Source organism: Ferrovibrio xuzhouensis, from assembly GCF_042648965.1.
Lineage (GTDB): Bacteria > Pseudomonadota > Alphaproteobacteria > Ferrovibrionales > Ferrovibrionaceae > Ferrovibrio > Ferrovibrio xuzhouensis.
On the sequence record NZ_JBHRYJ010000001.1, the window covers coordinates 1894959 to 1918987 of the forward strand.

General features: G+C 69.6%; 22 protein-coding genes and 1 riboswitch. Of the genes, 10 read left to right on the forward strand and 12 right to left on the reverse strand.

The genetic code is table 11. From position 1 onward, the window contains the following. Positions 1 to 22: 22 nt before the first annotated feature. The 7 genes from cbiE to cobW are packed head-to-tail and all read right to left on the reverse strand — an operon-like array spanning position 23 to position 8793. A complete protein-coding gene (cbiE, locus tag ACFOOQ_RS09435; RefSeq protein WP_379724947.1) occupies positions 23 to 1231 on the reverse strand; it encodes a precorrin-6y C5,15-methyltransferase (decarboxylating) subunit CbiE in 1209 nt (402 codons plus the stop codon). After that, entirely contained in the window at positions 1228 to 1869 is a 642-nt protein-coding gene (locus ACFOOQ_RS09440; RefSeq protein WP_379724950.1) for a precorrin-8X methylmutase, read from the reverse strand. The genes cbiE and ACFOOQ_RS09440 overlap by 4 nt, the downstream gene beginning before the upstream one ends. Positions 1870 to 1881: 12 nt before the next feature. Beyond that, positions 1882 to 2886: a sirohydrochlorin chelatase gene (locus ACFOOQ_RS09445; RefSeq protein ID WP_379724953.1), complete on the reverse strand. Its 1005-nt coding sequence runs from the start codon at positions 2884 to 2886 to the stop codon at positions 1882 to 1884. Between the two features lie 5 nt (positions 2887 to 2891). Next, complete coding sequence (locus tag ACFOOQ_RS09450) at positions 2892 to 3275, reverse strand: RidA family protein (protein WP_379724956.1); 384 nt, start codon at positions 3273 to 3275, stop codon at positions 2892 to 2894. Between the two features lie 10 nt (positions 3276 to 3285). Next, positions 3286 to 3930: a cob(I)yrinic acid a,c-diamide adenosyltransferase gene (gene cobO / locus ACFOOQ_RS09455; protein ID WP_379724959.1), complete on the reverse strand. Its 645-nt coding sequence runs from the start codon at positions 3928 to 3930 to the stop codon at positions 3286 to 3288. Next, complete coding sequence (gene cobN, locus ACFOOQ_RS09460) at positions 3927 to 7694, reverse strand: cobaltochelatase subunit CobN (protein ID WP_379724962.1); 3768 nt, start codon at positions 7692 to 7694, stop codon at positions 3927 to 3929. The genes cobO and cobN overlap by 4 nt, the downstream gene beginning before the upstream one ends. Before the next feature lie 46 nt (positions 7695 to 7740). Further along, positions 7741 to 8793 (reverse strand): cobalamin biosynthesis protein CobW, encoded by a 1053-nt coding sequence (cobW, locus tag ACFOOQ_RS09465; RefSeq protein ID WP_379724965.1) that lies wholly within the window; start codon positions 8791 to 8793, stop codon positions 7741 to 7743. A gap of 108 nt (positions 8794 to 8901) precedes the next feature. Further along, positions 8902 to 9153, reverse strand: a riboswitch (cobalamin riboswitch). A gap of 125 nt (positions 9154 to 9278) precedes the next feature. On the opposite strand from cobW, the gene ACFOOQ_RS09470 reads away from it, so the two are divergent. Both ACFOOQ_RS09470 and ACFOOQ_RS09475 read left to right on the forward strand, forming a co-directional pair. Next, a complete protein-coding gene (locus tag ACFOOQ_RS09470) occupies positions 9279 to 9908 on the forward strand; it encodes a HupE/UreJ family protein (protein ID WP_379724968.1) in 630 nt (209 codons plus the stop codon). Beyond that, positions 9901 to 10659, forward strand: coding sequence for a sulfite exporter TauE/SafE family protein (locus ACFOOQ_RS09475; protein WP_379724971.1), 759 nt, complete (start codon positions 9901 to 9903; stop codon positions 10657 to 10659). Before ACFOOQ_RS09470 ends, ACFOOQ_RS09475 begins: the two co-directional genes overlap by 8 nt. A 12-nt stretch (positions 10660 to 10671) precedes the next feature. Here ACFOOQ_RS09475 and ACFOOQ_RS09480 read toward each other — a convergent pair whose 3' ends face one another. The 3 genes from ACFOOQ_RS09480 to ACFOOQ_RS09490 all read right to left on the reverse strand — a co-directional run bounded on the left by ACFOOQ_RS09480 (position 10672) and on the right by ACFOOQ_RS09490 (position 13335). After that, a complete protein-coding gene (locus ACFOOQ_RS09480) occupies positions 10672 to 11169 on the reverse strand; it encodes a transcriptional regulator (protein ID WP_379724974.1) in 498 nt (165 codons plus the stop codon). 26 nt (positions 11170 to 11195) lie between these two features. Beyond that, positions 11196 to 11729 (reverse strand): response regulator, encoded by a 534-nt coding sequence (locus ACFOOQ_RS09485; protein ID WP_379724977.1) that lies wholly within the window; start codon positions 11727 to 11729, stop codon positions 11196 to 11198. Between the two features lie 157 nt (positions 11730 to 11886). Then, positions 11887 to 13335, reverse strand: a complete 1449-nt coding sequence (locus ACFOOQ_RS09490; RefSeq protein WP_379724980.1) for a penicillin-binding protein activator — start codon at positions 13333 to 13335, stop codon at positions 11887 to 11889. 49 nt (positions 13336 to 13384) lie between these two features. Here ACFOOQ_RS09490 and rsmI point away from each other — a divergent pair, with 49 nt between their 5' ends. The 8 genes from rsmI to ACFOOQ_RS09530 all read left to right on the forward strand — a co-directional run bounded on the left by rsmI (position 13385) and on the right by ACFOOQ_RS09530 (position 20219). Further along, positions 13385 to 14302, forward strand: a complete 918-nt coding sequence (gene rsmI, locus ACFOOQ_RS09495) for a 16S rRNA (cytidine(1402)-2'-O)-methyltransferase (protein ID WP_379724983.1) — start codon at positions 13385 to 13387, stop codon at positions 14300 to 14302. After that, complete coding sequence (locus tag ACFOOQ_RS09500; protein ID WP_379724986.1) at positions 14286 to 14693, forward strand: YraN family protein; 408 nt, start codon at positions 14286 to 14288, stop codon at positions 14691 to 14693. The genes rsmI and ACFOOQ_RS09500 overlap by 17 nt, the downstream gene beginning before the upstream one ends. A 67-nt stretch (positions 14694 to 14760) precedes the next feature. After that, on the forward strand, positions 14761 to 15435 hold the full coding sequence (locus ACFOOQ_RS09505) for a BON domain-containing protein (protein ID WP_379724989.1): 675 nt from the start codon (positions 14761 to 14763) through the stop codon (positions 15433 to 15435). A 22-nt stretch (positions 15436 to 15457) separates the two neighbouring features. Next, entirely contained in the window at positions 15458 to 16282 is an 825-nt protein-coding gene (locus ACFOOQ_RS09510) for a SirB1 family protein (protein WP_379724992.1), read from the forward strand. 23 nt (positions 16283 to 16305) lie between these two features. Next, positions 16306 to 17262: a glutathione synthase gene (gshB, locus tag ACFOOQ_RS09515; RefSeq protein ID WP_379724995.1), complete on the forward strand. Its 957-nt coding sequence runs from the start codon at positions 16306 to 16308 to the stop codon at positions 17260 to 17262. A gap of 131 nt (positions 17263 to 17393) precedes the next feature. Continuing rightward, positions 17394 to 17582: a hypothetical protein gene (locus tag ACFOOQ_RS09520; protein WP_379724998.1), complete on the forward strand. Its 189-nt coding sequence runs from the start codon at positions 17394 to 17396 to the stop codon at positions 17580 to 17582. A 280-nt stretch (positions 17583 to 17862) separates the two neighbouring features. After that, complete coding sequence (locus ACFOOQ_RS09525; protein WP_379725001.1) at positions 17863 to 18993, forward strand: DUF2336 domain-containing protein; 1131 nt, start codon at positions 17863 to 17865, stop codon at positions 18991 to 18993. Positions 18994 to 19007: 14 nt separating this feature from the next. Next, a complete protein-coding gene (locus ACFOOQ_RS09530; protein ID WP_379725004.1) occupies positions 19008 to 20219 on the forward strand; it encodes a dienelactone hydrolase family protein in 1212 nt (403 codons plus the stop codon). A gap of 9 nt (positions 20220 to 20228) precedes the next feature. On the opposite strand, the gene ACFOOQ_RS09535 is transcribed toward ACFOOQ_RS09530, so the two are convergent. Together ACFOOQ_RS09535 and ACFOOQ_RS09540 are read right to left on the reverse strand one after the other, a co-directional pair. Further along, entirely contained in the window at positions 20229 to 22052 is a 1824-nt protein-coding gene (locus ACFOOQ_RS09535) for a sensor histidine kinase (RefSeq protein WP_379725007.1), read from the reverse strand. A 156-nt stretch (positions 22053 to 22208) separates the two neighbouring features. Further along, on the reverse strand, positions 22209 to 24008 hold the full coding sequence (locus ACFOOQ_RS09540; protein WP_379725010.1) for a sensor histidine kinase: 1800 nt from the start codon (positions 24006 to 24008) through the stop codon (positions 22209 to 22211). Positions 24009 to 24029 lie beyond the last annotated feature (21 nt).

Below are 24029 nucleotides of genomic sequence, written 5' to 3' on the forward strand. Positions count from 1 at the left end.
GATACCGGTCATGCGCGTTCCGTCATTCCTTGACGAGGCTCCATTGCGTCACCGGCATCATCGCGTGCCAGCCGTGGAAGCGGCCGACATGGTCGGCGCGGGCGACGCCGAGCCGCGACAGCTCGCCGCCGAATTTCTGCCAGCCCTGCACGATGGCGGCCTCGCCCTCGAGCGTCACCACATTGGCGACCAGCCGGCCGCAGGGCTGCAGCGCCGCCATGCAGCGCTCGAGCAGTCCGTCGGTCAGGATGCCGCCGCCGATAAAGATGGCATCCGGCGCCGGCAGGCCCTCGAGCACGGCCGGTGCGTCGCCGCCGCGGATGTCGAGCTGCGGTACGCCGAGCTGCAGGGCATTCTGCGCGATCATGTAGCGGCGCGACTCGCGGCTTTCGATGGCAATCGCCCGGTTGCGGTGGTCGGCGCGCAGCCATTCGATGCCGATCGAACCGGCGCCGGCGCCGACATCCCACAGCAGTTCGCCGGGCAGCGGCGCCAGCCGCGACAGCGTCACCGCGCGCACCTCGCGCTTGGTGATGTTGCCGTCATGCAGGAAGACATTGTCGTCGAGGCCGGGCACGCGGGCATTGGCCGGACCATCGCTGATTGCGATGGCCAGCGTGTTGAGGTCGGCGCAGCGCGCGTGGCTCCAGGCATCGGCGCGGCCGCTGATGATACGCTCCTGCGCGCCGCCGAGGTTCTCGAGCACGGTGATCTCGGCGCTGCCGAAGCCGGCTTTCGCCAGATGCGCCGCCACGGCGGCCGGCATGGCACCGTCCTCGCTCAGCGCAAGGATGTGGGCGCCGCGATAGAGGTAGAGGTTGAGCAGCTCCAGCGGGCGCCCATGCAATGTGATGCAGTCCACGGCATCGAGGGCCCAGGCCAGGCGGGCGGCGGCCAGCGAGAAGGCGCCGGGCGCCGGCAGGATCATCAGCTCTTCGGCCGGCACGCGCTTCGCCAGGGTGGCGCCGGCGCCGAACCATTGCGGATCGCCGCTGGCCAGCACGCAGACGCGGCGGCCGCGCTGGGCGAGAATCCGGTCGATGGTCTCCAGCAACGGCTTGCCCCAGACCAGGCGCTGCTGATCCGGCCGTTCGGGCACGAAAGCGAGGTGGCGCTCGCCGCCGACCAGCAGTTCGGCCGCCGCGACCAGCGCGTGCGCCGCCGGCGCCAGCCCGGCCATGCCGTCGGCACCGATGCCGACCACGGAAAGCCATTTGTCCTGCGCTGTCATTCCCCAGTCCCCCCCGCCAGAGCATTCAGCGCGGCCGCCGCCATGGCGCTGCCGCCGCGCCGGCCGCGCAGGGTAGCATAGGGGATGCCGTCGGCATCGGCGATCAGCGCCGCCTTGGATTCGGCGGCGCCGACGAAGCCGACCGGGAAACCGAGGATGGCGGCCGGCCGTGGCGCGGCGTCCGCAGCCAGCAGTTCCAGCAGGCGGAACAGCGCGGTCGGCGCATTGCCGATGACGACGACGGCGCCGTCGAGATGCGGCTGCCACAGCTCGACGGCGGCGGCCGAGCGGGTGATGCCGTCACGCCGGCCGATCGCGCGCGCCGCCGGATCGTTGAGGAAGCACAGCACCGGGGTATCGGCCGGCAGGCGCGACCGGATCACGCCGTGTACCACCATCTCGGCATCGCAGAGCACGGGCTTGCCGGCCGCGAGTGCCGAAGCCACGGCGGCGGGCAGGTCCGGCGTCCAGGCAAGATCGGGCAGGATCTCGGGCATGCCGCAGGCATGGATCAGCCGTTCGGCCAGCGCGTCGATCCCCGGCGGCAGCCCGGCAAGATCGACGGCCTCGCGGATCAGCGAAAACGAGCGGCGATAGATCGCGTCCGGGTCGCGCAGGTACTCGTAGGGCGGCGGCATGCAGTCCGGGCCCTATTCCGCCAGCGTCTTGGGGCCGAGCGGATGGTCGGCATGGGGATAGGGGTGATGGCCGTGGTCGTGGCTGTGGCCATGATCATGGCCATGCCCGTGATCATGCCCGTGACCGGTGCCGATGCCTTCCACATGGTGATGATGGCTGGCTTGCGCCAGGCCGACCTCGTCCTCGAAGCCGAGCACCTGGGCGCGGTATTTGCACATCTGGCAGTTCATGTTGTTGCTGCCGTCGAGGATCTCGCGCAGGCGGTCCTCGAAGACCTCCAGCACCAGCGGATGGTCGTTGAGATAGCCGGCCTTGACGAAGTCGATCCCGGGATGGGCGGCGGCGACGCGGTCGGTGTAGTCGTAGATGCGTTCGACCAGGATGCCGGTGAACAGGAAATAGGGAAACACGATGACGCGGCGGTAGCCGAGCTTGGCCACATGCTCCAGCGCCGGCTGCACCAGCGGGAAGGTGACGCCGGAATAGGCGGTCTCGGCCCAGCCGAAGCCGAAACCCTCCCACAGCAGGCGCATCACCTTCGAAATGTTGGAATTGGCGTCGGGATCGGAGGTGCCGCGGCCGACCACCACCAGCGCCGTCTCGTGGCGCGGCACGTCGTCGCCGGCGGCATCCAGCGCTGCCTGGACGCGATCACCGGCGGCGCGCAGCATCTTCAGGTCGATGCCGAGGTCGCGGCCATAGGAAATCGTCACCCCCGGGTGTTCGGCCTGGTAGCGGTTCAGCACGCTCGGGATGTCGTTCTTGGCGTGGCCGGCGGCGAACAGCATGCCGGGCAAAGCCAGAATCCGCGTGTTGCCCTTGGCGCGCAGGGCATCGAGGCCGTCGCGGATGATCGGCGTGGCGAATTCGAGGAAACCGAAATCGACGTCATACTGCGGCAGGCGGTTTTTCAGATGCGTGGCCAGTGCGGTGAATTCGGCGACCGCGCGGGCATCGCGGCTGCCATGGCCGCAGAGCATGACGCCGGTTTTCTGGAAGTCTGGTTTCTGGAACATCGGCATCAATCCATCGCTATCGCTTCAATTTCCAGCAGCCACTTCGCTTCCAGCGTTGTTGCCACCATCACGGTCAGTGCGACCTTGCGGTCGCCCAGCACCTCGTTGCGCACCTTGCGGTTGGCCGGCACCTGTCCGCGATCGGTCAGGAAGGTTGTTACCTTGACCAGATTGTCCAGCGACATGCCGGCAGCGGCCAGCACCGCCGCGATATTGCGCCAGACCTGGTGCGCCTGCCCCTCGAGATCGGCGGCGACGCTGCCGTCTGCCGTCTCGGGGATCTGGCCGCTGATGAACAGAATGCGTCGGCCTTCGGCGATTTCGCAGCCATGCGTGTAACCGCCGACGGGGGCGCCGACAGCGGCGGGATCGTGATGGGTCCTGTTCATCGCGGGCCTCTCAGAATTCGATACCCTTCTGGGCCTTCACGCCGGCCTGGAAGGGATGCTTGATCTCGGTCATTTCGGTCACCAGGTCGGCGGCCTCGATCAGTTCGGGCTTGGCGTTGCGGCCGGTGACGACGATATGCAGTTGCGACGGGCGGGCTTTCAGCGTCTCGACCACCTCGGCGAGGTCGAGATAGTCGTAGCGCAGCACGATGTTGAGTTCGTCGAACACCAGCAGGTCATACTGGGGCGTCTCGCCGCGGCTCGCCTCGATCATGCGTTTCGCCTCGGCCCAGGCGGCCTGCGCCGCGGCGATGTCGCGGGCGCGATCCTGGGTATCCCAGGTGAAGCCCTCGCCCATCGCCTTGATCGTCACCTGGTCGGGGAAATGCTCCAGCACCACGCGTTCGCCGGTCTGCCACTTGCCCTTGACGAACTGCACGATGCCGACGCGAAAGCCGTTGCCGATGGCCCGCGTCACCAGGCCGAAGGCGGCGGTCGACTTGCCCTTGCCCTTGCCGGTATGGACCATGAGCAGGCCCTTCTCGATGGTCTTGGTCGCCAGCATGCGGTCGCGCACTTCCTTGCGCTTCTTCGCCTTTTCGTTGGCGCGGGCGTTGATCTCGGCTTCCGTCAGGCCGGGCTCTTTGATCTTCATGCGGCGGTCATCCTGTCGAGCAATTCGGCGGCGGTATTGGCGCGCGGCCGCCACAGGTTGCGGGCGATCGCCTCGCGGAAGCGGGCGGCGATCTCGCGGGCGGCGGCGGGGTTGTTGGTTTCGATGAAGGCGCGGGTCTCGGCATCGCCGAGATAGGCATCGTAGATCTGGTCGAACTGGTGGTCGCGCACCAGGCCGGTGGTGGCGGCGAAGGCGAACAGGTAATCCACCGTGGCGGCGATCTCGAAGGCGCCCTTGTAGCCATGGCGCTTGACGCCGCTGATCCACTTCGGATTGGCGGCGCGGCCGCGCACGACGCGGGCGATCTCTTCCTCGAGCCGGCGGATGCGCGGATTCTCCGGCCGCGAATGGTCGTTGTGATAGGCCACCGGCGCCTTGCCCGCGGCATGGCGCACGGCGGCGACCGCACCGCCCTCGAACTGGTAATAGTCGTCCGAATCGAGCAGGTCGTGCTCGCGGTTGTCCTGGTTCTGCACCACGGTGTCGATGCTGGCGAGCCGGCGGGTGAAGCCGGCGTAATCGGCCTGGCCCTCGCTGTCGGCGCCATAGGCATAGCCGCCCCAGGCGATATAGGCGCGGGCGAAATCGTCGCTGTGTTCCCAGCCGCCCTCGTCGACCAGCGCCTGCAGGCCGGCGCCATAGGCGCCCGGCTTGGCACCGAACACGCGATAGCCGGCGCTGCGCTTTGCGGCTTCGGCCGGCACGCCGCCGGCGGTGAGCCGGTCGGCCTCGGCGCGGGCATGGGCGGCGAGCGGATTGAGGTGGTCGGGCTCGTCCAGTGCCTGTACGGCGCGGCTTGCCGCATCGAACAGTGCCACCTGGGCGGGGAAGGCATCGCGGAAAAAGCCGCTCACCTTCAGGGTCACATCGATGCGCGGGCGGTCGAGCAGGTCGATCGGCACGATCTCGAAGCCGGTGACGCGGCCGGATGCGCCTTCCCAGGTCGGCCGCGCGCCGATCAGGGCGAGCGCCTGGGCGATGTCGTCGCCGCCGGTGCGCATGTTGGCGGTGCCCCAGGCATTCAGCAGGATGGCGCGCGGCCATTCGCCGTGGTCCTGGCGGTGGCGCTGCAGCAGGGCATCGGCGGAGCGCCAGCCGAGCGTCCAGGCCGCCGGCGTCGGCAGGGCGCGCGCATCCAGCGAATAGAAATTGCGCCCGGTCGGCAGCACTTCCGGCCGGCCGCGGGTCGGCGCGCCGCTCGGGCCGGGTGGCACGAAGCGGCCGTCGAGTCCGCGCAGCAGGTTTTCCATCTCGTTCGGGCCGCAGGCCAGCACGGCCGGCCGCAGGCGGTCGTCGATGGTATCCAGCACGGCGCGGGTCTGCAGCCAGTCCTCGTCGGGCAGGCGGCGGTCGCCGACCAGCTGCTTGGCCAGCAGTTCCAGCCGCTCGACGGTATCGCCGCGGCTGCGCCAGGCTGCCTTGCTCATGTCGAGCAGCACGGCCGGCCGGGCGCCGCGCCAGTCGCGGGCGAAATCGACATCGAGCGGATCGAACTGCAGCCCGAGATCGGCGGCCAGCGCGCGCAGCAGCGAGGCATCGCCATCCTTGCCAGACCCGCGCGGCAGCCGCACCAGCGCCACCAGCAGGTCGATCAGCGGCTCGCCCTGCGGCGTGCGGCCGTAGACATGCAGGCCGTCGCGGATCTGCAGTTCCTTGAGGTCGCAGAGATGGTTGTCGAGTTTCAGCAGGGCACTGTCGGCGGCCTCGTCGATGCGGATGTCGCAATCGGCATCGAGGCCGATGCGCCGCGCCTCGGCCAGGATGCGGTCGGTCAGCAGCGGCAGGCGGCGGCGGTCGAGGCCGGCGGCCTCGTAATATTCGTCGACCAGCTGTTCCAGCGCGGCGAGATCGCCGTAGATCTCGGCGCGGGTCAGCGGCGGCGTCAGGTGATCGAGGATGACCGCGGCGGTGCGGCGCTTGGCCTGGGTACCTTCGCCTGGATCGTTGACGATGAAGGGATAAAGCTGCGGCAGCGGCCCGAGCACCGCTTCCGGGATGCAGGCTTCCGACAACGCCAGCGCCTTGCCCGGCAGCCATTCGAGATTGCCGTGCTTGCCGCAATGGATCACCGCATCGGCGCGGAAGCGGTCGCGCAGCCAGAAATAGGCGGCGAAATAGTGATGCGGCGGTAACAGGTCGGGATCGTGGTAGCTGCGCACCGGGTCGATGTTATAGCCGCGTGCCGGCTGGATCAGCACTGCGACATGACCGAGCAGCAGCACCGGCAGGGCGAAGCCGGCCGGTTGACCGTCGTCGTCGCCGCGCCGCAGCTGCGGATCCTGCGCGGGGTCGCCCCAGCGCCCGGTCACCGCCTGCTGCACAGCGGCCGGCAGCCGGGCGAAAGCCTCGCGGTAGGCGTCGATCGGGTAGAGCGCGCGCACCTGGCGCAGCGCGCTGGCGGCAAGGTCGTTGGTGACGCCGGCCTGCAAAGCCTCGATCAGGCGATTGCCGCTGACCGGGATGGCGTTCAGGTCGTAGCCGGCATCCTTCATGGCACGCAGGATGCGCACGGCGCTTTCCGGCGTATCCAGCCCGACGCCGTTGCCGATGCGGCCGTCACGGTTCGGATAATTGGCCAGCACCAGGCCGACACGGCGTTCGCCTGGTGCCTTGCGGGCGAGGTTGGACCAGCGGGCGGCGAGCTGGGCGACGAAGCGCGCGCGGCCCGGATCGGCGGCCAGACGCACGATGCTGCATTCGGTGCGGGCGTCGAATTCGGCCTCGGCCTTGAAGGCGACGGCGCGGGTCATGATGCGGCCATCGATCTCCGGCAGGGCGACGCTGATGGCGAGATCGCGCGCCGACAGGCCGCGGCTGCCGTCCTGCCACTGTTCCCGCGGATTGCTGGCGAAGACCACCTGCAGCACCGGACAGTCGCATTGCCCGAGCGGATCGTCGGTCTCGCTGCGCGTGCCGTCCTGCGCCGGCGAACCGACGGCAAAGCTGGTCGCATTGAGGATCACGTCGGGCGGCGCGAGGTCGAGCAGGCTGGCGACGATGTCGGCCGACAGCCGGTCCTTCAGGCTGGTGACGAAGACCGGCAGCGGGTTGAGGCCGGCTTCGGTCAGCGCCGCGGCCAGCGCCGCCACCGGCGCGACATCGCCGGCCTGCATCTGCGCGCGGTAGAAGACGATGGCGGCGACAGGGCGCGGCTGGCCCCACAGCAGCCGCATGTGCTCAAGATCGGGGTTGGCCTGGCCCGGCCAGTAGATGCCGGCCGGCGGCAGCGGCCGCGCCGGCGCCACTGCGCAGTCGTGGCCGATCAGCGTGGCGGCGAATTTCAGCGCCTCGGTCAGGTTGGCCAGCCCGCCTTCGCGGAAATAGCTGAACAGGGCGGCGCTGGCGTCGTCATCGACCGTCGAATAGCCGTCGAGGCCGGGATCGGGCTGGCGGTCGCCGGGCAGGAAGGCGAGCCGGATGCCCCTGCTGCGGCAGATGTCGCTGAGCCGCTCGACGCCATAGGGCCAGTAGCTCTGGCCGCCGAGCAGGCGGACGATCACCAGCCTGGCCTGCGCGATCACGCTGTCGACATAGAGATCGACCGAATAGGGATGGCCGAGCTGCAGCAGGTTGGCGAGCCGCACGGTCGGGAAATCCGCCGGTAGTGCGGCGCAGGCGGTGCTCAGGCAGGCCAGCTCACTGTCGGCGGCACTCAGGACCACGATATCGCCGGGCGACTGCTTCAGGTCGACGGCGCCGTCCGCCGTTGCCGTGCCGCCCGGTATGGCCTTGAGCAGATGCACCCGCTTTGTCCCCCGTTTGCCGCGTTGCCGTCCGTCGCGCTGCCGGTCAGGCAGCGAGGGCGGCGCGGATCGCCGCCTCGTCGAGGCCGGCCCGGCCGATTACCACCAGCCGCGTGCCGCGGTTTTCGCCGGGCTGCCAGTCGCGGTCGTAATAATGGCTCAGCCGTGCGCCGACGCCCTGCAGCACCAGCCGCATGGTCTTGCCGGCCACCGCCGCAAAGCCCTTCACGCGGAGGATATCATGCTGGGCGATCACCGGCGCCAGCCGATTGAGCAGGGCCTGGGGATCGGCCTGCTCGGGCAGGCTGACCGCGAAACTGGCAAAATCGTCATGGTCGTGTTCGCCATCCTCGCTGTCATGATGCGAGCGGCGGGCGGCGATGTCGTCCTCGGCGGCGGCCTGCAGGCCGAGCAGCACGGCAGCATCGATGGCGCCATGCTGCAGCAGCATGGTCTTGACGCCGGGCCGCAGATGCGCGGCGACATCGGTCTGCACGCGGAGGGTGGCGGCATCATCGAGCAGATCGGCCTTGTTCAGCAGGACGAGGTCGGCGCAGGCGAGCTGGTCCTCGAACAGTTCCTCCAGCGGATTGTCATGGTCGAGATTGGGATCGGCGGCGCGCTGGGCGGCCAGCGCCGCCTCGTCATCGGCAAAGCGCCCTTCGGCGACGGCGGCGCCGTCGACCACGGCGATCACGCCGTCCACCGTGGTGCGGTTCCTGATGCCGGGCCAGGCAAAGGCCTGCACCAGCGGCTTGGGCAGCGCGAGGCCGGAGGTCTCGATGACAATATGGTCGGGCGGATCGGCGCGGTCGAGCAGCTTCTGCAAAGTCGGCAGGAAATCGTCGGCGACCGTGCAGCACAGGCAGCCGTTGGCCAGCTCGACGATGTCGTCATCCGTGCAGTCGGGGCTGCCGCAGGCCTTCAGCAGCTCGCCGTCGATGCCGACCTCGCCGAATTCGTTGACGATCAGCGCCAGCCGGCGGCCCCTGGCGTTGCCCAGCAGGTGGCGGATCAGCGTGGTCTTGCCGGCGCCGAGAAAGCCGGTGATCACGGTGGCGGGAATTTTGCGGACCGGGGTGTTCTGCGAGAGGGTCATGGGTCAGCGCCTGTGGTTGCCTGCGCCGTCACGGAATGCCGCCGGCGGCCACGGCGGTTGCCGCAGTTGCTGACGACCAGACACCGGCACACCCCGTCCGATGGTCCCGCTCCGACTGTACTGATGGCAGGTCTCCGGGCTTGCGGGTCGTCGCGGATCGCGCACCTTCCCGGATCGCCGGCCGGAAACCCGGCGGAAAATCCAGTGGCCTGCTGCGCGTCGCTCGCCGCCTACCGTAGCGGGGGCTGCCGCGGCCTTGGAGAATGAGGTCCTCATGCTCCGCACCGCGTTCCCTTTTCATCGCCCCGGCCATGACACGACGTGTAACAGACGGGGCGAACCATCGCGGCGGACCGTAAGCCGGCCAAACTGGCTTGTCAAACCGGCAAGCCTGCCGGTCGGCTTGGCTTGCCAAATGCCGCCGTGTTCGGCACAAATGCAGGCAGGTGGGCTGACATCATCACGCAGCGTAGAGAGGGTTTGCCATGTTCCCCAGCAAGTTTGTGAAGTTCGGCAAGTTTGTGAAGTCCGGCCGGATTCCGGCCCTGTCCGCTGTTCTGGCATTGCTGGCGGCGCCCGCCTTTGCCCATGTCGGCGTCGATTCCGGCGCCGGTTTCGGCACCGGCTTCAGCCATCCCTTCGGCGGCCTCGACCACATGCTGGCGATGGTGGCGGTCGGCCTGTGGGCGATCCAGCTCGCCGCGAAGGGTAACACCCGCGCGCTGTGGCTGCTGCCGCTCAGCTTCGTGCTGCCGATGGCGCTGGGTTTCCTCGGCGGCTATCTCGGCCTCGCGCTGCCCGGCGTCGAGCTCGGCATCGCCGTTTCGGTGCTGGCGCTCGGTCTCGTCGTCGCCTTCTCGTTCCGGCCGCCGCTGTGGGTCGCCATGCTGTTCACCACCGCGGCCGCGCTGTTCCACGGCCATGCCCATGGCGCCGAGATGCCGGAGACCGCGGCGGCGCTCAGCTTCGGCGCCGGCATGGTGGCGGCGACCGCCCTGCTGCATGCCGGCGGCATTGCGCTGGCGCGGCTGGCGCAGCGCGCCGCCCTGCCGGTGCTGACCCGCGTCGCCGGTGCCGGCGTGGCGGCAGCCGGCCTCGTCCTGCTCGTTGGCTGAGGCGCTGCTCGGCCTTTTCGCCGATCCGCGTTACTGGGTCGTTGTCGGCGCCGCGGCGCTGGCCGGTCTGGTGCGCGGTTTTTCCGGCTTTGGCAGCGGCATGGTGTTCATGCCGATCGCCAGCCTGCTCTATGAACCGAGACTGGCTGCCGTCTGGCTGTTCGTCGCCGATGACATCGCTGCGCTGACCATGCTGCCCGCCGCGCTGCGGCAGTGCGTCTGGCGCGAAGTGCTGCCGCTGGCCGCCGGCGCCGTGCTGGCGGTGCCGGTCGGTGTCGCCCTGCTGGTGCTGGTCGATGCCGACCTGATGCGCTGGGCGATCTGCCTGGTGATCCTGGTCGCCGTGGCGGTGATGGCTTCGGGCTGGCGCTACCTCGGCCGGCTCGGCCTGCCGGCGACGCTGGGCACCGGCGCGCTGGCCGGGCTGACCGCCGGCGCCGCCGCGCTGCCGGGCCCGCCGGTGGTGCTGCTGTGGCTCGGCGGCCAGGGCGGTGCCGTCACGGTGCGGGCCAACCTGATCGCCTTCTTCGGCTTCACGGCGGTTGCCTCCGGGATTTCCTACTGGGGCGGCGGGCTGCTGACGGCGGAAGGCCTGGTCGGGTCGCTGCCGCTGGTGCCGGCCTATCTGCTGTTTCTGCGGTTCGGCAGCCGGCTGTTCGCGCGGGCGAGCGACCGGCAATTCCGCCTCGTTGCCCTCGGGCTGTGCGCCTTCGCCGCGCTGGTCGGCCTGCCGCTGTGGAAGATGCTATAGAGGCCGGCAGCCTCAGTATTCCGGGCCGTATTTCTCGGTGGCGATGTTCAGCGCTTCCAGCAGGTCGCGCTCGATCCGGCCGCCGACGCCGGTGATGCGGTTGGCCATCACCACATAGAGCGCGTCGATCTGGGCGGCGATGATGTCGAGCTGGACAGGATTCGGCGTCCTCATCATCACCACGAAATCGTTCAGCGACTTGGCATAGGCGGTGAGCAGCGGATACTTGAACATGCCGCCCATGCCCTTGATGTCGAGCGACAGGGCGCGGATCGACTGGATGGCGGCTGCCGCATCGCCGCTGCCCTCGGCCGCCGCGGCGATGGCGGTGCGCAGCTGGCGCAGCTTGTCGGCGACCTCGCGGGTGAAATCGTCGGTGGCCTTCTCGACCACCGCTTCCAGCCGGCGCAGTTCCTCGGGCGCCAGCTTGAGCGCGAAGCCCTTCTTGAAGTTCACCGCCTTGCGGCGCAGATCCTGCGGCGGCGGAACGAAGACTGCCTTTTTCGCCATGATACGGGCCTGCCTGGCGCCTTCCGCTAGCGGGCGACCGCGGCGTCGCGCCGCTCGGGGCCCTGATAGGCGGCATCGCGGCGGCGCCGGCGGTCGGGACCGAAGTAGTCGTCGATGCGCACGAACTGGCGCGGCCGCGCGATGGCGGTGACCAGCCGGGTGTAGAAGGACTGCACGGTATAGGGCTTGGCGACGAATTCGGAAACGCCGCAGTCGCGCGCGCGGCAGACATATTCCTGTTCGGAATTCGCCGTCATCATCAGGATCGGCATCATGCGGTTGGGCGAGCCGGCGTCGTTGCGCACCCAGTGCACGATGTCCATGCCGGTGGTGTTGCCGTCGGTGCCGAGCGCCCATTCGGTGATCAGCACGTCGATGCGGCCGAGCCGCAGGATGTTGACGGCGCTGGCGAGGTCGCGGGCGCGGTCGATATACTGCGCCTCCAGCATCATCAGCACGTCACGCACCATCTGGCCCATCATGCGGTTGGGTTCGACGATCAGAAAACTCACCCGCGAGAAATCGATACGTTCCTGATCGGCCATGGTCGCTTCACTCACTGCTTGGTCCTCCGGGACCGCCTGCCGGCAAGGGGATTGCGGCAACACTACTAGAAAAATCTGCGTTTCAAAAGCCCGCAGAAGTAGTGCATACAATCGCTTTTCCGTACCATGCCGGCCGGCCCGGCGGCACTAATTTCCCAGTAACCGGCAGTGTTTAGTTGGTGGCCGGGGCCGGCTGGCCGGCCGCAGCGGCACCGGCGGCCGGCAGGAAACTGGCCGGCGCCGGATCGATCACCCGGCTGCCGCGGCGCTGCACTTCCAGGATGGCCAGGCCGCGCTCCACCGTGCCGTCGGCGCGGAAGCGGAAAATCCCGTCATAGCCGGCAAAGCCGTCGGGGCTGGTCAGCACGGCATCGCTGAAGGCAGCCGCGCCACCGCGCTGGGCGAGAATGCCGACCAGCGCCGTCGCATCATAGGCCAGGCTGGCCAGTCGCGGCGGCCGATGGCTGAAGGCCTGTTCGAAACGCTTGCGGAAGGCCTCGAAGCCGTCCTGTGCCGGGCCGGCATACCAGCCGCCGAGCAGGGCGGGCTCGCTGCCGAGGCTGGCATCGTCCCACAGGCCGGTGCCGATGAATTTCACCGCGCGCGGATCGATGTCAAAGAAGGGCAGCAGCGGCGCCAGTGCGCGCAGGCGCGAGCCGCCCTCGGGGATCAGCAGCGCGTCGACCGGGCGGCTGAGCGCCGGGTCGATGCCGGCGGCCATGGTCTCGTCGGGGCCGCGCGGCGGCAGGGCCCGCAGGCCGGCGGCAAAGCGCCGCGCAATCGGGGTGAGATCGGCGCTGCTGTCGCTCGGATAGCGTTCCGCCTTCATCAGCCGGCCGCCGCTCTGCGCCACGGCGCTCTCGGTGGCGGCGGCGATGGCATCGCCATAGGGCGTATCGGGTGCCAGCAGGGCGAAGCGGCTCATGCCGCGGCTGCGGGCGAAACCGATGGCGCGCGCCACCTGCTGCTCGGGCATGAAGCCGAGCAGATAGGTGCCGCCGCCGGCGACGCTGCGATCGGTCGAGAAGCTCAGCACGCGCACGTCGCGTTCGCGGGCCAGCGGCGCGGCCGCCGCGGTATCGGCCGAGAACAGCGGCCCGATGATGATCTGCGCGCCCGAGGCGAGCAGTTCGCGGGTTGCCGTCGCGGTCTGCTCCGGGGTGCCGGCGGTGTCGCGCGGCAGCAGCGCCAGGTGATCGTCGTTGAGATCGAACAGCGCGAGCTGCGCCGCCTCGAACAGGGCGCGGCCGAGCGGTGCGCTCGGGCCGCTGAGCGGTGCCAGGAAGCCGATGCGGATCACGTCGGCGCCGGTCGGCGGCGTCAGCCGCAGGCCGGGCAGCGATTCGGTCTCGATGGCATTCGATGGCAGGGCCGGGCGCGGCGGCGGCGCGCCAGTTGGGATATTGGCGGGCGGGATATTGGCCTGGGGGACACCCTCGGGCCGGGCGGCCGGGCTGCCGGGCGGTGCCACGCCGGGAGTCACCCGCTGCGGTGCGCCGGTGACCACGCGGTCGAGCAGGCCGGGCAGGCCGCCCTGGGCGGTGCTGCCGCTCTCGCAGCCGGCCAGCGCCAGCGGCAGGGCCAGGACAATGATGGCCCTACGTATAGACAGGGTGGGCATAGACAGGGCGGAAAGCCCCATTCTAAGGTACGCGACGCTGCTTTTTCCGATGACCATGACAGACCCGATCCAGCCGCCGCCCGAACCCAGCCCGCCGGAGGCGGACGCGGCACATTTCACCCCCGGCTTATATCTGGTGGCGACCCCCATCGGCAACGCTGCCGACATCACGCTGCGGGCGCTGGCCCTGCTGCGCCGGGCCGATCTTGTCTGCTGCGAGGACAGCCGGGTGACCGGCCCGTTCCTGAAACGCTACGGCATCGCCACGCCGCTGTTTCCATATCATGAGCATAATGCGGCGAAAGTGCGGCCCCAGCTGCTGCAGAAACTGGCCGGCGGCGCCGTGGTGGCGCTGGTGTCCGACGCCGGCACGCCGCTGGTCAACGATCCGGGCTACAAGCTGGTGCGCGACTGCATCGCCGCGGGTGTTGCCATCACCGCCCTGCCGGGCGCTTCGGCGGTGCTGGCGGGCCTCAGCGTGTCCGGCCTGCCGAGTGACCGGTTCCTGTTCGCCGGCTTTCCGCCGCCGAAAGCCGTGGCGCGCGGCAAATGGCTGGCCGAGCTGAAGCCGGTGCAGGCAACCCTGGTGCTGCTGGAAAGCGCCCAGCGCCTGCCTGACAGCCTGGCCGCCATGGCCGAGGTATTCGGCGGCGGCCGCGAAGCCGCCGTGACCCGCGAGCTGACCAAGAAATTCGAGGAAGTCCGCCGCGGCAGCCTCGCCGAGCTGGCGGCGCATTATGCCGCCGCCGGGCCGCCGAAGGGCGAGGTTACCCTGGTGGTCGGTCCGCCGGCGGAGGAAGCCGCCAGTGAAGCCGACCTCGACGCCGCGCTGGCCGCGGCCATGCGGCAAGGTCCTTTGCGCCAGGCGGTCGATGCGGTGGCGGCCGAACTCGGCCTGCCGCGCAAACAGGTCTATGCCCGCGCCCTGCAGTTGCGCGATGGGGAGGGGCATGGCGGCGGGCCGTGATCCGGCACGGCCAAACCCTGCGCGGGCCGCACGGCACAGGCGTGGCCGGCGCGGCGAGGCGCTGGCCGGCCTGTGGCTGCGGCTGAAGGGCTATCGCATCCTGGCGCGCAACTGGCGCCATCCGCTCGGCGAAATCGACATCCTGGCCCGGCGCGGCCGCATTCTCGCCGTCATCGAAGTGAAATGGCGTGACCGGATCGATCTGGCGGCGGACGCCATCGGCACGCGGCAGCGCCATCGCATCATGCGCGCCGCTGCGGTATTCTTGGCCGGGCAGCCCGACGCGGCGCGGCTTTCGCTGCGCTTCGACGCGCTGCTGCTCGCGCCCGGCCGCTGGCCGCGCCATGTCGCCGATGCCTGGCGGCCCAGCGATGAGGGGCCGGCGGGCTGAGCGGCCGGCCGGGACGGGTGGATTGCCGATGCCGATGTCGTCAGAGACCAGAAAGAGGACGTTCCGCGTGCGCCAGTTTTTCTTCCGCCGGTTTTCCTTCCGCGCGTTTTCCCTCCCTGCGCTTTCCCTTCATGCGCCTTCTCGGGCCAGCCTGGCCGTTCTGTTGCTGCTGGCGGCCGCTGCGCCGCTGCTGAGCGGCTGCATCGGTGTCGCCGTCGGCGGGGCCGCCGCCGGCGGCGTGGCCGCCGCCGAGGAACGCGGCATCAAGAATGCCGGCAATGACAAGGGCATCCAGCTGCTGATCGACGACCAGTATGTCAAACACTACCAGTATCTGATCCGCAAGGTGACGGTCACCGTCTACGAGGGCCGGGTGCTGCTGACCGGCGTGGTCGGCACCGAATTCTCGCGCGACGAGGCGACGCGTCTGGCCTGGGCGGCATCGGACCGCATCAACGAGGTGATCAACGAGCTGCAGGTCGATGCCAATGACAGCCTGCTCGATTCCGCCTCCGACACCTGGATCAGCAGCCAGCTGCGCTTCAAGATCGCCACCGACGAGAAGATCGTCGACATCAACTATAACATCGACACGGTGAACGGCATCGTCTACCTGATCGGCCTGGCGCAGAGCGAGGACGAACTGACCCGGGTGACCGATTATGCGCGCACCATCAAGGGCGTGAAGAAGGTGATCAGCCATGTCTGGCTGAAGACCGACCCGCGCCGCAAGCCGGTGTGATTGCAATGGCGGAACAGGCTGCATGACCGAACGCGCGGCGATCGAGACCGCACTGCGGGCGCTGGGTGCCGCGCCCGATGACGGTTTCGACATCGCCGAGGCGGCCCTGCTGCTCGCCGCCCTCGACCATCCCGGCATCAACCTGGCGCCCTACCGCCAGCACCTCAACGACATGTCCGGCGCGCTGGCGCGCATGGATGCCGGGCCGGAGGTGGCGCCGCGTGCCATCGCGCTGGCCGGCGTGCTGTCGGCGGAATTCGGTTACCACGGCGACACCGAGAGCTACGACGACCCGCAGAATGCCGACCTCGTGCGCGTCATTGACCGCCGCATGGGCCTGCCGGTCAGCCTCGGCGTGCTTTATATCCATGCCGCCCGCGCGCAGTCCTGGCCGGTCTGCGGTCTCGATTTCCCCGGCCATTTCCTGATCCGCCTCGACGGCGAGGACGGCACCCTGGTGCTCGATCCCTTCCATCACGGCCGCATCGCCGCGCCGCCGGAAATGGCCGCCCTGCTGCGCCGCAGCGGCGCCGGCGGGGACCTGATGCCCGAGCATGTGCGGCCGATTTCGGTGCGCGAGGTGCTGCTGCGCCAGCAGAACAACATCAAGGGCCGCGCCTGGCGCGCCGGCGACGTCGAGCGCGCGGCGGAAATCCTGCGTCGCATGCTGCTGGTGGCGCCGAATTTCGCCCCGGCCTGGCGCGAGCTCGGCGTGGTCGAGGGCCGCATCGGGCGGATCGGGGCGGCGATCGCCGCCACCGAGCGCTATCTGATGCTGGCCGGCGATGAGGCGGCGAGCCTTGAGGCGGAAGCCTTCCTGCGCCACATTCGCCGGCAGTTGAACTGACCCTCTCGCGGAAGGACTAGGCCATGGCCCTCAAGGTGGCGATCCAGATGGACCCCATCGAAAGCATCGACTTCGATGGCGACAGCACCTTCGTGCTCGGCCTCGAGGCCGAGCGGCGCGGCTATTCGCTGTTCCACTACCTCGCCCGCGACCTCAGTTTCCGTGACGGCCAGGTGCTGGCGCGCGGCCGTGCCATGCAGCTGCGCGCCGAACGCGGCAACCACTTCACGCTGGGCGCGCCGGAATTCGTCGATCTCGCCGAGATGGACGTGGTGCTGATGCGCCAGGACCCGCCGTTCGACATGGCCTACATCACGGCGACGCATATCCTGCAGCATATCCATCCGAAGACCCTGGTGGTGAACAACCCGGTCGCCGTGCGCAACGCGCCGGAAAAACTCTATGTCACCCATTTCGACGGCGTGATGCCGCCGACCCTGATCTCGTCCGACATGGAGGCGATCAAGGCCTTCCGCGCCGAGCACCGGGACATCATCCTCAAGCCCTTGTTCGGCAACGGCGGCGCCGGCGTGTTCCACCTCAAGCCGGACGACGAGAATCTCGGCTCGCTGCTCGAGATGTTCACCAAGGTGGCGCGCGAGCCGGTGATCGTGCAGCAGTATCTGCCGGCGGTGCGCGAAGGCGACAAGCGCATCATCCTGATCGACGGCCGCCCGGCCGGCGCGGTCAACCGCGTGCCGGCGGCCGGCGAGGCGCGTTCCAACATGCATGTCGGCGGCCGGCCGGAAAAGATCGGCCTGACGCAACGCGAGCGTGAAATCTGCGAGATCATCGGCCCGCACCTGAAGCGCGAGGGGCTGATCTTCGTCGGCATCGACGTGATCGGCGACTATCTCACCGAGATCAACGTCACGTCTCCCACGGGACTCCAGCAGATCAACCGCTTCGACGGCGTGAAGCTGGAAGCCGAAATCTGGGACGCCATCGAGGATGCGCTGAGCCGCCGCGGGATGGCGTAGGCGATGATTTTTGCCGGCTGTGACTTCACGCCGACATCCATGACATAAACGCGACGGCGCTTGCGGCGTCGCGGTGTGGCCGCCATCTCGGGTGCAGAGGCAGATATCTGCCAGAACGAGGAGGTGACGCCATGCCTGTCCGATCCCGGTCGAAAATCCCTGTTGTGCTTGCCGTGCTGGCGATGCCGCTGATGCTGGCCGCCTGCGGCGGCAGCGACGAGAAAACCGTCATCGTCAATCCGCCGGGGCCGGGCAGCACCGTGGTGGTGCCGCCATCGGGCGCGACGCGGGTCTGTCCGGCCGGCCAAACCACCTGCTGACGTGCGCGTCAGGGGATTTTCGTATGTAAGCCTACGGTCTGACGCAACAGTGGTATTTTTCCCGCCACCGCGCGGAAGAAGCGAAAACGCGGGTATTTTGCGCAGCGACTCACGGTGCGCCCACGCACCACGAGGACAGGGGGCCATTCGCCGACATACAAAAGTGTGCCCTGCACAAACGATGTCGCGTTTACCAAACTCTGCGCGTGACAATTGCCTGACGGCTGCTTAACGTCCGCGCCCGACATTCGACCGGCAACCAGGAGATCGGGGCTCATCGGTGGCGGGTGGCGCATTTCTTTCCAACAAAGATGTCGAGACACTGCTGGCGGACCCTTCGCCGGCGGCGCGTGCCGCCACGGCTGTGAAAGTGGCGCAGGCCTATGGCGGCGTCGGCCTCAGCGAGTCCGAACGTGCGCTGGCGCAGGCGATCATCGCGGCGCTGGCCCGTGATGCCGAAGTGGCGGTGCGCCGGGCGCTGGCCGAGCATCTGTACGACAACCCCGACCTGCCCCATGCTACCGCGCAGCGCCTGGCGCGCGATGTCGCCGAGGTGGCGGTGCCGATCCTGCAGTTCTCGCCGGTGCTCGGCGATGCCGACCTGATCGAACTGCTGCAGAGCGTGTCGCCGCGCCATCACTGTGCGATCGCCGGCCGCCGCCGGGTCTCGGTCGATCTTGCCGAGGCGCTGGTCGAACAGGCGGCCGAGCCGGCCGTGGCGGTGCTGATGGGCAATGCCGGCGCCAGCGTCGGCCTGCCGCTGGTCGCCCGGGCGCTCGACCGGTTTCCCGACAGCCGCGCGGTCGGCGAGGCGGTGGCGCATCGCCCCGGCCTGCCGCCGAAATTCGCCGCCCGCCTGATCGGCCAGGTTTCGGCGGCGCTGCGCGAGACCCTGATCGAACGCTACCGCATCCCGCCGGCGCAGGCGGCCGAGATGATGATGCAGGTGCGCGAACGCGTGCTGCTCGGCATGCTCGGCGAGGGCGCCGCGCCGGCGGCACTGGCCGACCTGGTCGCCGACCTGCAGGCGCAGGGGCAGCTCGATGCCGGGCTGCTGCTGCGCGCGCTGGCCGGCGGCGACCTCGACTTCGTCGAACATGCGCTGGCGCAGATGGCGCGGATACCGCTCGCCAATGCCCAGCGGCTGATCCACGACCCCGGCAAGCTCGGGCTGGCCGCGCTGTGGCAGCGCTGCCGCCTGCCCGACAGCCATCTCGACATGGCGGAAGCGGTGCTCGACATGGCGCGCGGCCTGCATCACGGGGTGAGCGCCGCCGACCGCGCCTTCTTTGTCGAGGCCGTGATCCAGCGCATTCTGGTCGACTTCCATGCGCTGTGGGATGCCGCCGACCTGCGCTGGCTCGGCCGGCGGCTGTCGCGCGCCCAGGCTGCGCAGCGCATGGCGGCCTGACCGCAGCGGACGCCATGAGCATCCCGTTGCCCGAGGACCTGTCGTTTGCGCCGCTGCCGGACGGGCTGCCCGAGGGGCTGGCCTGCTATGCCGGCTGCTGGCTCGGCCGCTGGGGCGCCGCACTGCCGCATCTGCTGGCGGTCGAACGGGTCGGCGCCGATGGCGCGGTGCAGGCGGTCTATGGCCTCGGCGATGCGCCCGACGGCACCATCCGGCGTCAGTGGATGCGCCTGCAGGGCCGCGTCGATACCGATGGTACGCTGGTCTTCCGCTCGAATGCCGTCACCATCCGCTACCGTCCCGACGGCGCGGGCCGGCTGGCCGGCAGCTACCGGCGCGGCACGCTGAGCGACCGCGCCCGTCTGCAGGCGATTGAGCCGGCGTCGCTGGCGGCCCGGCTCGCCGCGCTGCCGCGCTACCGGCCGCTCAGCGGCGAGACGCTGCTGATCCCGTCCCATGTGTTCAATGCCGCGCTCGGCCGGCCGAGCAACCTTGTCGCGACGCTGTACCGGCCGCCGGCGCGGGCCGACGGTGCGCCGGCGCCGCTGGCGGTGTTCAGCCACGGTTCGACCGGGCCCGGCGCAGTCTCGCCGCAGCAGGCGCTGCGCTACGAGATGCAGGCGCGCTATTTCCTCGACCGCGGCTTCGCCTTCCTGGTGCCGATGCGGCGCGGCCGCGGCGCCTCGGAAGGCGAGTATGTCGAAGGCTACGACCGCAATCCGCTGCGGCTGGCCGAGGGCCTCCGGCACGCGCTCGACGATCTCGATGCGGCGGTCGGCTTCATGCGCACCGCCGCCGGCATCGACGGCCGCCGCATCCTGGTCGCCGGCCAGTCGCGCGGCGGCCTGCTCAGCGTCGCCTATGCCGGCCGCCAGCCCGCCGGCGTGGTCGGCAGCATCAACTTTGCCGGCGGCTGGATCGGCGATCCCGGTGGCATCCCGCTCGATACGGCCGGCGGCAGCGACTTCAACCGCGATGCCTTCGTGCAGGCCGGCATGGTCGGTGCCGCCATGCCGTCGCTGTGGCTCTATGCCGAGAACGACAGCTACTACAGCGCGGCGGCGATCCGCCGCTGGCAGGACGGCTATGCCGCCGGCGGCGGCGAGGTGCAGCTCTACCTGTTCCCGCCGCTCGATGGCGAGGATGGCCACCGCCTGCTCGACCATCCGGAACTCTGGCAGTCGGCCGCCGACGCCTTCCTGCACCAGCTCGGGTTTTTCTGGTAGGCGCTGCGGTCAGACGCCTGATTCAGACGGGGGCAGCGTGCGCGCGGCCGGGAAAACCGCCGTGATGCGGGTGCCGCGGCCGGGCTGGCTGTCGATGGCGACGCGGCCCTGATGGGCGGCGACGAAGGCACGCACCAGCGACAGGCCGAGACCGAGGCCGCCGAAGCGGCGGCTGCGCTGCAGCTCGAGCTGCTCGAAGGGCTCGAAGATGCGCGCCTGGTCGGCCGGCGCGAAACCGATGCCGTGGTCGCGCACCCACAGTTCGATCTCGCCCTCGGTGTTGCGTTGCGCACCGACCTCGACCGGCAGGCCGGGCGGCGAGAATTTCAGCGCGCTGCCGATCAGGTTGATCAGGATCTGGCGCACCAGCCGGGCATCGGCGTGCAGCGGCGGCAGCCGGTCGGGCAGCTGCGGGATGATGCTGCCGGCGCCGCGGCCGAACTGCTGGCCGGCCAGCCGGGCGCAGGTGGCGATCTCGCCGGCCAGCTGCACCGGCTGTTCGTCGAGCACGATCCGGCTGGCCTCGATGCGGGCCAGGTCGAGAATGTCGTCGAGAATGCCGAGCAGATGCTGGCCGCTGCCATGGATGTCTTCGGCATAGTCGCGGTATTTCGGCGACTGCTCGCCGAACATCTGGTGCCGGATGATGTCGGAGAAGCCGATAATGGCATTGAGCGGCGTGCGCATCTCGTGGCTCATGTTGGCGAGAAAGCCGGATTTCGCATGGTTGGCGCGCAGCGCGACATCGCGCGCCTCCGACACCTCGCGGAACAGCTCGGCCAGCCGTTCGTTCTGGTCGCGCAGGGCCGCCGCGACCGCCTGCTGCTCGGTGATGTCGACCAGCACCACCACGCGGTCGCCCTGCCCGCTGCGGCGCAGGCCGGCGCGCACCCAGTGGCCGTTCGCCAGTTTCAGCACCGGCAGGCTGTCCGGCGCCGCGCTCTCCAGCCGCTTCAGCAGCCCGACCGGCAGGCCGGCGTCGCTGAGCAGGGGCGGCAGCGCGGTGCCCGGCCGCAGGCTCGGGGCGTCGATGCCGAGCAGGGCGGGAAAGCGGCGGTTCCACACCAGCAGCCGGCCGGCGCCGTCGAAGAAGGCGAAGGCCTCGCTGCTCTCGGCGATGTCGAGCAATTCGCTGCGCGCCGCGCCGATGCGGTCGTACAGGGCGATATTCTCGCGGTGCAGCCGCTTGTTGCGCACCACGATGCCGTTGACGACATGGTTGGCGGCGACCATGGCGCCGACATAGCCGATGGTCAGGCCGGCCAGGCCATAGCCGATCAGCGTGTCCATGGTCAGGAAATACGCGGCGAACGGCAGGGCGATGCCGAGAATGAAGGCGGCACCGGCCAGCGGCATCAGGGCGAGCGCCGCCGCCGAGCCGCCGATCATGCCGGCGGCCACCGCCACCAGCAGCATGCGGGCAGTATCGTCGAGCTGCGGCATCGCCGTGGCCGAGATGCCCCAGACCAGGCCGCAGAAGGCGGCCAGCGCCACATCGGTGACGGCGCGCCAGCGCGGCCGCGGCGCCGCCGGATCGACGGGCGGCGTATCGGGCTGCGGTGCATCCGCCCGTGGCCGGCGGCTGTACCAGTCGATCAGGATCAGGCTGGTGGCCAGCAGGTGCAGCAGCCACCAGCCGGCGATCCAGTCCGCCATGGTCTGGCGCCACAGCAGCAGGCAGATCACGCTGGCGCAGAACAGGGTGGCGATGGCGTTGATCAGCAGGATCTGGCGGAAGCCGCTGGGAAACGGCGGCCGCGCCGCGTCCAGCACAAGCTCGGACGGCGCAGCCCTGCGGCCGGTGGCGGCGGAATTCTGATCGGTGACGGACATACGGTGCAGCGACTTCCCCACGCCACTGAACCGGAAAACCGCCATCCGGCGCAATGCTGACCTTCGGATAATACAGGATTTCTGTGGATAAGCCGGCGGATCAGACCGTCCGCGCGATTTTCCACGTCGCCATGCCCGCCCCGGCAGTACCGTCGGCTAGACCGCAGGCGGCGCCGGGCGGGCCGCGGCGATGGTGCGCGCGGCGGGGAACACCGCGCTGATGCGGGTGCCATGGCCGGGCCGGCTGTCGATGGCGACCTGGCCCTGATGGGCGGCAACGAAGGCGCGCACCAGCGACAGGCCGAGGCCGACGCCGCCGAACTTGCGGCTGTGCTGGCTGTCGGCCTGCTCAAACGGCTCGAAGATGCGGGCCTGGTCGGCGGCGGCGATGCCGATGCCGTGGTCGCGCACCCAGATCTCGATCTCGCCGGTATCCGCGCGGCGGCCGCCGATCTCGACCGGCGCGCCCGGCGGCGAGAATTTCAGCGCATTGCCGAGCAGGTTGAGCAGGATCTGCCGCACCAGCCGGGCATCGGCGCGCAGGTCAGGCAGGTCGTCGGGCAGGGCGGTCAGCACCATCGACGCGCCATGTCCGCTCTGCAGGTCGGCCAGCCGGATGCAGGTCGCCGCCTCGTCGGCAATGCAGACCGCTTCCTCGGTCAGCACGATCTGGTTGGCCTCGATGCGGGCAAGGTCGAGGATGTCGTTGATGATGCCGAGCAGATGCAGGGCGCTGCCGTGGATGTCATGCAGGTATTCGTCGTAGCGCGGCGAGGCGGCGCCGAACAGTTTCTGCTGCATGATGTCGGAAAAGCCGATGATGGCATTCAGCGGCGTGCGCAGCTCGTGGCTCATGTTGGCGAGGAAGGTCGATTTCGCCTGGCTGGCGCGCAGCGCGGCATCGCGGGCTTCCGAGACCTCGCGGAACAGCTCGGCCAGCCGCTCGTTCTGGTCGCGCAGCCGGGCGCTGGCGGTCTGCTGTTCGGTGACGTCGACCAGCACCAGGGCACGGTCGCCCTGGGCGGTGCGGCGCAGGCTGGCGCGCACCCAGTGCCCGTTGGCCAGTTCCTGCACCGGCCGCGGCGCGCCGGCGACGGCGGCTTCCAGCCGCTCGGTCAGGTCGGCCGGCAGGCCGGCGCGCTCGAGCAGCGGTGCCAGGGCGACGCCCTGGTGCAGGGCAGCCATGTCGAGGCCGAGCAGGGCGGGAAAGCGCTGGTTCCACAGCAGCAGCCCGCCGTCGTCGTCGAAAAAGGCAAAGGCCTCGCTGCTCTCGGCGATGTCGAGCAGTTCGTCCTGGGCACCGCGGATGCGGGCATAGAGGGCGAGATTCTCGTCACGCAGGCGGCGGTTGCGCCGGATCACGCCATAGACGATGCGGTTGGTCATCAGCATCGCTGCGGTAAAGGCGGTCGCCATGGCACCAAGCGCATAGCCCAAGGTGGTGCCCGACAGCAGGAAAGTCACGACATAGGGCAACGCGGCGGCCAGCATGTAGGCGATGGCATTGCTCGGCACCACGGCCAGCGTGGCCGAACTGCCGGCGATCATGCCACCGGTGACCATGATCAGCAGCACCTGATGATTGGGATCGAGATGCGGCAGGAACAGCGCGCCGCCGCCCCAGACCAGGCCGGCGAGGCCGGCGATGGCGGTATCGATGCCGCGCAGCAGCGCCTGGCGGCTTTTGCTGCGCTGTCGCGGCGGCTGCAGGCCGCGCAGCAGGATGTAGAGCGCACCGGTGGCATGCAGGGCGAGCCAGGTCCAGACCCACAGCGCCGGCAGCCGGGTCAGCAGCAGGGCACCGGTGGTGCCGCTGATGATCAGGGTGACCAGCGCGTTGATCGGCAGGATGCGTCGGAAGCCCGCCATCGCCGGGTTGCGGCGGCGGGCCTGTGCCGCGGCGGTTTCGGCTGTCGGATCGGCGCCTGTTATCCCGGAGTCTGCGCTGTCGTGCATTCTGCTGCGTGGTTCCCCCGG